Source organism: Bradyrhizobium oropedii, from assembly GCF_020889685.1.
Taxonomy (GTDB): Bacteria; Pseudomonadota; Alphaproteobacteria; order Rhizobiales; family Xanthobacteraceae; genus Bradyrhizobium; species Bradyrhizobium oropedii.
Window position 1 is genome coordinate 1 of record NZ_JACMYO010000293.1, and the last position, 7,363, is coordinate 7,363.

Below are 7,363 nucleotides of genomic sequence, written 5' to 3' on the forward strand. Positions count from 1 at the left end.
CAATTCTGCCGCGGCATCAGCGCGTAGGCGCCGCCGCCGACCGCGAGCGTGCCCATGACAAGCAGCGCGACATGGTTGGAGCGCTTGGACGGCGAATCCGGCCGCGGCCGCACCGCCGGGACGACCGGTCGCCGTTTGCCGAATTCCGGGTTCGGTTTGCGCGCCATGGCTTCGCTCAATGGCTCAGTAGATCATGCAGGCCGCATTCAGCGCGCCCGCCGCCAGCGAGGACAGTCCGAGCCAGATCGCGGCCGCCATCTCGCCCGAGGCGATCCGCGCCGACAGGTTCGGCACCGGGATCTTCACGATGTAATAGACGATGATCTGCACGATCAGCGCGATGATGCTCCAGATCAGGCAGTCGATGACATTGGCGGAGTGGGCGATGGCGCTGACCACCGGCAGCACGAAGCCGAGCAGGCTGAGGCCGAGCGCGATCGCCGCCGCCGGATCATTGTCGCGGATCAGCTGGAATTCGTCGTGCGGCGTGACGCGCGTATAGACGAACAGATAGGCGACCACGGCGATCAGCGCCGTGCAGAAATACACCAGGAACGCCGGCAGGCCGGCGAGGGATTGCAGGATCATGTCGGGGCGGTCCGGAAGTTTGTCGGGATTCGCGCGACGGAGGATGGCACGTTCCGTTGGTCGGCGCATGCCGGGTGGGGGTTCAATCCCAAACAAAAACCCCGCCATTTGCGGCGGGGTTGAAGTCGTCAGCCGGATCGGGAGGAGTGAGCCTTGGCTCTCTCCGTCCCGAAGGTCAGGCGGGAATGCGTTCGTCGGCCTCGTGCGGCTCGCGCAGCACGTAGCCGCGGCCCCACACGGTCTCGATGAAATTGCGGCCCTCGGAGGCGTTGGCGAGCTTCTTGCGGAGCTTGCAGATGAAGACGTCGATGATCTTCAGCTCCGGCTCATCCATGCCGCCGTAGAGATGGTTGAGGAACATTTCCTTGGTGAGCGTGGTGCCCTTGCGGAGCGAGAGCAGCTCCAGCATCTGGTATTCCTTGCCGGTCAGATGCACGCGCTGGCCGCCGACCTCGACCGTCTTGGTGTCGAGATTGACCACGAGATCGCCGGTCTGGATGACCGACTGGGCGTGACCCTTGGAGCGGCGCACGATCGCGTGGATGCGGGCAACCAACTCGTCCTTGTGGAAGGGTTTGGTCATGTAGTCGTCGGCGCCGACGCCGAGACCCTTGACCTTGTCCTCGATGCCGGCGAGGCCGGAGAGGATCAGAATCGGAGTTTTGATCTTCGAAACCCGGAGCTGCTTGAGCACGTCGTAGCCGGACATGTCGGGCAGGTTGAGGTCGAGCAGGATGATGTCGTAGTCGTAAAGCTTGCCGAGATCGACGCCTTCTTCACCGAGATCCGTCGTGTAGACGTTGAAACTCTCGGATTTGAGCATCAATTCGATCGACTGCGCGACGGCGCTATCATCTTCAATCAGCAAAACGCGCATGCCAGTCCCCTATAGTCGCCGCTCCGGGCGTCAGGTCGGCCGCACTTGCGGCACTCACAAAACGCCTTTGAACAACTGATTCGGATCCTGACGAGATATGGTTAACAAAAACTGATTCCTCGACGCAAGCTCTAACCGTGCAATTTTTGTCGAATCGCCCTAAGATATTGCGTAGAAGAAGCTTTTCCTAACCGCGCTCGTTCAGTTTCCACATTAAGAGCCGGGCCTAACCGACTCTCGCGACTCGCCCTTCTTCTGATGGGCGAGCGACCTCAGTCACCAAAGACAGTGACGCAATGATTAATGATGCGGGTAAACACGAAGTTAAGCGGCCGGCGCAAAATTGCGGAAACTTAAGGTTTTCGCAATGAAGGCGCTCGCGGAGCAGATCGGGGACATCGACGGCGTCAATATTTATGGCCGTGTGGTCGGCGTCCGCGGGCTCATGGTGGAGATCGCGGGCCCCATTCACGCGATGTCGGTCGGCGCCCGGATCGTGATCGACGTCGGCGCAGGCCGCTTCATCCCCGCCGAGGTGATCGGCTTCTCCGGCGAGAACGCGGTGGTGATGCCGTTCGGCGGGCTCGAGGGTGTCAGGCGCGGTTGCCGTGCCGTCATCGCCAACGCAGCGAGCCAGGTGCGGCCGTCGCCGGCCTGGCTCGGCCGCGTCGTCAACTCGATGGGCGAACCGATCGACGGCAAGGGGCCGCTGCCGCAGGGCGCATCGCCGATGTCCTACCGCAACTCGCCGCCGCCGGCGCATTCGCGCAAGCGGGTCGGTCCGCCGCTCGATCTCGGCGTGCGCGGTCTTAATACTTTCCTGACCTGCTGCCGCGGCCAGCGGCTCGGCATCTTCGCCGGCTCCGGTGTCGGCAAGTCGGTGCTGCTGTCGATGCTGGCGCGCAACGTCGATGCCGCGATCTCGGTGATCGGGCTGATCGGCGAACGTGGCCGCGAGGTGCAGGAATTCCTCCAGGAGGATCTCGGCGAGGAGGGGTTGGCGCGCTCGGTCGTGGTGGTCGCGACCTCGGACGAGCCGGCGCTGATGCGGCGGCAGGCGGCCTATCTGACGCTCGCCATCGCCGAGTATTTCCGCGACGAGGACCAGGACGTGCTGTGCCTGATGGACTCGGTGACGCGCTTTGCGATGGCGCAGCGCGAGATCGGTCTGTCGGCCGGCGAGCCGCCGACCGCCAAGGGCTATACGCCGACGGTGTTCACCGAATTGCCGAAGCTCTTGGAGCGGGCAGGGCCGGGCACCGGCAATGGCACCATCACCGCGATCTTCACCGTGCTGGTCGACGGCGACGATCACAATGAGCCGATCGCGGACGCGGTGCGCGGCATCCTCGACGGCCATATCGTGATGCAACGGGCGATCGCCGAGCGCGGCCGCTATCCCGCGGTCAATATCCTCAAGTCGGTCTCGCGCACCATGCCGAAGTCGGCCGACCCCAACTTCCTGCCCTTCATCAACAAGGCGCGGCAGGTGATGGCGACCTATGCCGACATGGAGGAATTGATCCGGCTCGGCGCCTACCGGCCGGGTTCCAGCCCCGAGGTCGACGAGGCGATCCGGCTGCATGAACCGCTGGAAAGCTTCCTGCGCCAGGCCAAGGACGAGGCGACCAGCCTTGGCGACGGCTACCGGCAGCTCGCTCAAATCCTGTCGAGTTTGGAAACGGAACGCTAACTTTGTCAGGCCATCATCTCCGGACCATAGCTATGCCGGCGGGGCCCAGCGGGGAGCCGGCTCTGTCCCGCGTTCAGATTTGGGACTTCTGGGGAGTATGAGTCGATGAAGTCACGTGAAACGCTGATCCGCCTGAAGAAATTTCAGGTCGATGAAAAGCGCCGCCGGGTTACCCAGATCGAAGGCATGATCGCCGATTTCCAGCGCATGTCCGTCGAACTCGAGCGCGAGATCCAGACCGAGCAGGAGCGCGCCGGGATCAACGATCCCACGCACTTCGCCTATCCGACCTATGCCAAGGCTGCGATCCAGCGCCGGGAAAACCTGACCCGCTCGGCCGACGAGCTGCGCGCCCAGCTCGACGACGCCAAGGCGCTGCTGTCGGAGGCGTTCGAGGAATTGAAGAAGGTCGAACTGCTCGACGAGCGCGACCAGGCGCGCGAACGCGCGGAGGAGAGCGCCCGCGAGCAAGCCGACATGGATTCGATCGGCCTGATGCGGGCCCGTCTCGGCGTCATCGCCTGAACCTTCGCTCCCTCCGCTGACCAGATTTGCGAGCCCGGGCCGATCGCCCGGGCTTTTTGTTGGGCGCTGTCCACAACCCGGTCACTTGTCGGGCTCTTGGCGGATCGCGGTGTCCCAAAATATGCTACCACCGGTCCAGACCAGATGATCGGCAGCGCGGTGGCAATGAAGCGATGGGGGATGCAGGCTTGGAGGGCGCAAAATGCTGACGCCGGCTGAGCTGGTCTGGCTGATCGCCGCCGTTGCCAAGGGGGATGAGGCCGCCTTTGAGCGGCTGTACGCCGCGACCCGCGCGAAACTCTTCGGCGTCGTGCTCCGTATCTTGCGGCGACAGGACCTCGCTGAGGAGGTGATTCAGGAGGCTTACGTCAAGATCTGGAACAGCGCCGGGCAATTCAACCCAGCCCTGTCTTCCCCGATCACGTGGATGGCGTCGATCGCGCGCAACCGCGCCATCGATGTCGTGCGCAAGCGAGGCGAGGCCTCGCTGGAAGAAGAGCCGGCTGCAATGGAAGTCGCCGCCGACTCGCCCGATCCGCTGGCGCGACGGGAAATGACGGAAGAGTTGAAGCGATTGCTGGAGTGCGTCGGTCGTTTGGAGCCGGATCGTCAGAAGCTCGTGCTGCTCGCCTATTACAACGGCTGGAGCCGCGAGCAGCTTGCCGCAAAGTTCGAGACGCCGGTGAATACGGTGAAGACCTGGCTGCGCCGCAGCCTGTTGGATATCCGGGAGTGTCTTGGACTCTGATTGATGGCCACTAGCGAAGACCATATCGCGCTCGCCGCGGAATATGCGCTCGGTACACTCGATGCCGATGAGCGCACGCAGGTCGAGACCATGATGGCCGTCGACAGCGAGTTCGCTGCGCTCGTGCAAGCCTGGGAGTTCAGGCTCGGGCCGCTGAACCAGATGGTCGGCCTGGTCGAGCCGCGTCCGGTGGTCTGGGAGAACATCAAGGCGGCGATCGGCCATGCCGGTGCGCCGCAGGCGCCGCTGGTGCTGCCCGATGCGTCGGCCGCGAGGACATCGCCGCCACCGGTCACAGACGATCCCGAGTTCGGCTCGGCGTTCGATCCGGAGCCTGCTCGGCCGTCGGAGATCGCGCAGCCGGCCGAGATTCGGCGGCCGCCGGTCCAGCCACGTTTTGGCGTCGACGACAGCACCAACATGATCGCGCTTGCGAGCCGTGTGAAACGCTGGCGCGGCATCGCGTCGGCTGCGACCGCGATCGCGGCCGCGCTGCTGGTGACGCTTGGTCTGCAGATCTACAAGCCCGACGCGCTGCCGGATGCGATCCGGCCGAAGCCGCGCATCCAGACCGTGGAGGTGAAGACGCCGGCGCCGGCATTCACGCCGTCGGCGCAATATGTCGCGCTGCTGCAAGGGCAGAATGGCGGACCGGCCTTCATCATGACCATCGACGGCGCGACCAAGAATTTCACCGTCCGCAAGGTCGGCGCTGCGTCCGAGCCCGGCAAGAGTTTCGAGCTCTGGCTGATCTCCGACAAGCTGCCGCAGCCGCGCTCGCTCGGCGTGATCGGCGCTGATGATTTCACCGCGCGCCCGGTGCTGTCGGGCTATGATCCCGACGTGATCAACGGCGCCACCTACGCGGTGACGGTCGAGCAGGCCGGCGGTTCGCCGAACGGTCAGCCGACCTCGGCGCCGATCTTCACCGGCAAGCTGATCGAGACCGTGCCGCCCGCGTCGAAGTAGGCGCGATAGCCGGCGCACCTCATCGTCAGAGACTGTCGGAAGCGGTGACCCCGTCATTGCGAGGAGCGGAGCGACGAAGCAATCCATGCTTCCGCGCATGCGGGGACATGGATTGCTTCGCTGCGCTCGCAATGACGTGGATGGGGCTGCGCGTTTCAGCAAGCGAGTTCGATCCACCACACGCACAAAAAGAAAACGCCCGTGGGGAGCGGGCGTTTTCGATAGTCAACTTGGGGGTAGTTGGGGGTCTTAAATATCCACGTAGCGACTTTGGGGGGCTGTAAAGAACACCACGTGAATTCGTGAAACTCTCCTGTTAGCGGACCAGTGAGGTGCCCGAGCTCGTGATCGCGACCGGCTTGCCGGCCTTCATCACACGTGCCGTCTGGGTGTAACCTTCGTCCGACGAATTGTGCGCCGAGATGCCGAAACCAGCGACCAGGATACCCGCGACCAAGGCCACGACCACAATCTTCAGGTGCGTCGTACGATCAGCGCTGTAGATCGAGTGGTTCATGGAAGTCTCCTGCCGCCTTCCTGCTCTCAGTAAATCTGTCGGTTTGGTCTGTTGCCCGGTTCAATGTCTCGTGCCCCATCAACGTAGGATTTGCCGATTCCGTTCCCTAGGGGGCATCACAAGGGCGTGATGAGACGTGATCGGCCGCGATCAAAAACCGTCTCCGGCTTCCAATGTCCACATTAACTAGATGTAATATCAGTAGCTTGCCTGGAAGACGGATCATATTACCATAGATAGGGCCGTTCCGGACTGTTCCACACAAATCAGTTGCCTGTGGCGAGAAAGCACAGGCGAAAACGCAAATGATTTGCGGCCGCTACGGCGTTTTCGAGCGAAGCGGACGCCGCTTCGCGCGAAGAAAACGCGTCCAAATCACAAGCCCTAGACGCTGCCGACGGTCTTCAGCCGGGCCCGCGGATGGATCTCGGCCTGCGACAAAACGGTGGTCTGCGAGCGGAACCGTTCCACCAGTGAGCGAACGAACGGCCGGATCGCAGCCGACGTCACCAGCACCGGCGCCTCGCCTTCGCGCGCTGCCTGCTCGAAGGCGTTGCGCACGGCGGTCATGAATTCCGAGAGCTTTGAGGGCTGCATCGCCAGGCTGCGGTCGTCGCCCTGGCCTACGATCGACTCGGCGAACGCCTGTTCCCAGCGTGCCGACAGCGCGATCAGCGGCAGATAGCCGTTGGGCGAGGTGTTCTGGGCGCAGATCTGCCGCGCCAGCCGGGCCCGGACATGCTCGACCATGGTGGCCGGGTTGCGCGAGAACGCCAGCGCGTCGGCGATGCCCTCGAGGATGGTGGAAAGGTCGCGGATCGAAATCCGCTCGGCGAGCAGCAATTGCAGCACGCGCTGGATGCCCGACACCGTGACTTGGCTCGGCACGATGTCCTTGATCAGCTCGCCTTGCTCCTTCGGCAGGTCCTTCAGCAGCTTCTGCACCTCGCCGTAGGACAGCAAGTCCGCCATGTTGGTCTTGAGCAGCTCGGTCAGGTGCGTCGACAGCACCGTGGCGGCGTCGACCACGGTGTAGCCCTTCAGTGCCGCCTCTTCCTTCAGGCCGGCATCGACCCAGGTCGCAGGCAGGCCGAAGGTCGGCTCGATGGTGTGGATGCCCGGCAGCTGCACCTGGTTGCCGGCGGGGTCCATGACCATGAACTGGCTCGGCCAGATCTTGCCGGTGCCGGCATCGACTTCCTTGATCTTGATGACGTAGCTGTTGGCCTCGAGCTGCACATTGTCGAGGATGCGCACCGCCGGCATTACAAAGCCCATCTCGATCGCGAGCGAGCGGCGCAGCGCCTTGATCTGCTCGGTGAGGCGGTCGGTGCCGTCAGGCCCGTTGACCAGCGGCAGCAGCGCGTAGCCGAGCTCGATCTTGAGGTCGTCGATCTTCAGCGCGGCGGCGATCGGCTCTTCCGCGGCGGCAGCGGCGGCGGCCGC

General features: G+C 63.7%; 8 protein-coding genes. 4 read left to right on the forward strand and 4 right to left on the reverse strand.

All coding sequences use genetic code 11. From position 1 onward, the window contains the following. Nucleotides 1-183: 183 nt before the first annotated feature. Nucleotides 184-588, reverse strand: coding sequence for a DUF350 domain-containing protein (locus H8A95_RS40615; RefSeq protein WP_021081906.1), 405 nt, complete (start codon nt 586-588; stop codon nt 184-186). 175 nt (nt 589-763) lie between these two features. Continuing rightward, nucleotides 764-1,465, reverse strand: a complete 702-nt coding sequence (gene ctrA / locus H8A95_RS40620) for a response regulator transcription factor CtrA (RefSeq protein ID WP_016848562.1) — start codon at nt 1,463-1,465, stop codon at nt 764-766. 367 nt (nt 1,466-1,832) lie between these two features. Between ctrA and fliI the strand changes: the two genes are divergently transcribed. The 4 genes from fliI to H8A95_RS40640 all read left to right on the forward strand — a co-directional run bounded on the left by fliI (nt 1,833) and on the right by H8A95_RS40640 (nt 5,400). Then, the gene (gene fliI / locus H8A95_RS40625; RefSeq protein ID WP_229188124.1) at nt 1,833-3,158 is read left to right on the forward strand and encodes a flagellar protein export ATPase FliI; all 1,326 of its coding nucleotides are present in this window, start codon (nt 1,833-1,835) and stop codon (nt 3,156-3,158) included. A 105-nt stretch (nt 3,159-3,263) separates the two neighbouring features. Further along, complete coding sequence (gene fliJ, locus H8A95_RS40630) at nt 3,264-3,683, forward strand: flagellar export protein FliJ (protein ID WP_016848565.1); 420 nt, start codon at nt 3,264-3,266, stop codon at nt 3,681-3,683. A 202-nt stretch (nt 3,684-3,885) separates the two neighbouring features. Next, entirely contained in the window at nt 3,886-4,431 is a 546-nt protein-coding gene (locus H8A95_RS40635) for a sigma-70 family RNA polymerase sigma factor (protein ID WP_229188125.1), read from the forward strand. Nucleotides 4,432-4,434: 3 nt separating this feature from the next. Continuing rightward, on the forward strand, nt 4,435-5,400 hold the full coding sequence (locus H8A95_RS40640) for an anti-sigma factor (protein WP_229188126.1): 966 nt from the start codon (nt 4,435-4,437) through the stop codon (nt 5,398-5,400). Between the two features lie 316 nt (nt 5,401-5,716). Here H8A95_RS40640 and H8A95_RS40645 read toward each other — a convergent pair whose 3' ends face one another. Together H8A95_RS40645 and H8A95_RS40650 are read right to left on the reverse strand one after the other, a co-directional pair. Continuing rightward, complete coding sequence (locus H8A95_RS40645) at nt 5,717-5,917, reverse strand: hypothetical protein (RefSeq protein WP_229188127.1); 201 nt, start codon at nt 5,915-5,917, stop codon at nt 5,717-5,719. Between the two features lie 384 nt (nt 5,918-6,301). After that, the coding region (locus H8A95_RS40650) for an FHIPEP family type III secretion protein (protein WP_229171650.1) at nt 6,302-7,363 on the reverse strand (1,062 nt) is incomplete at its 5' end.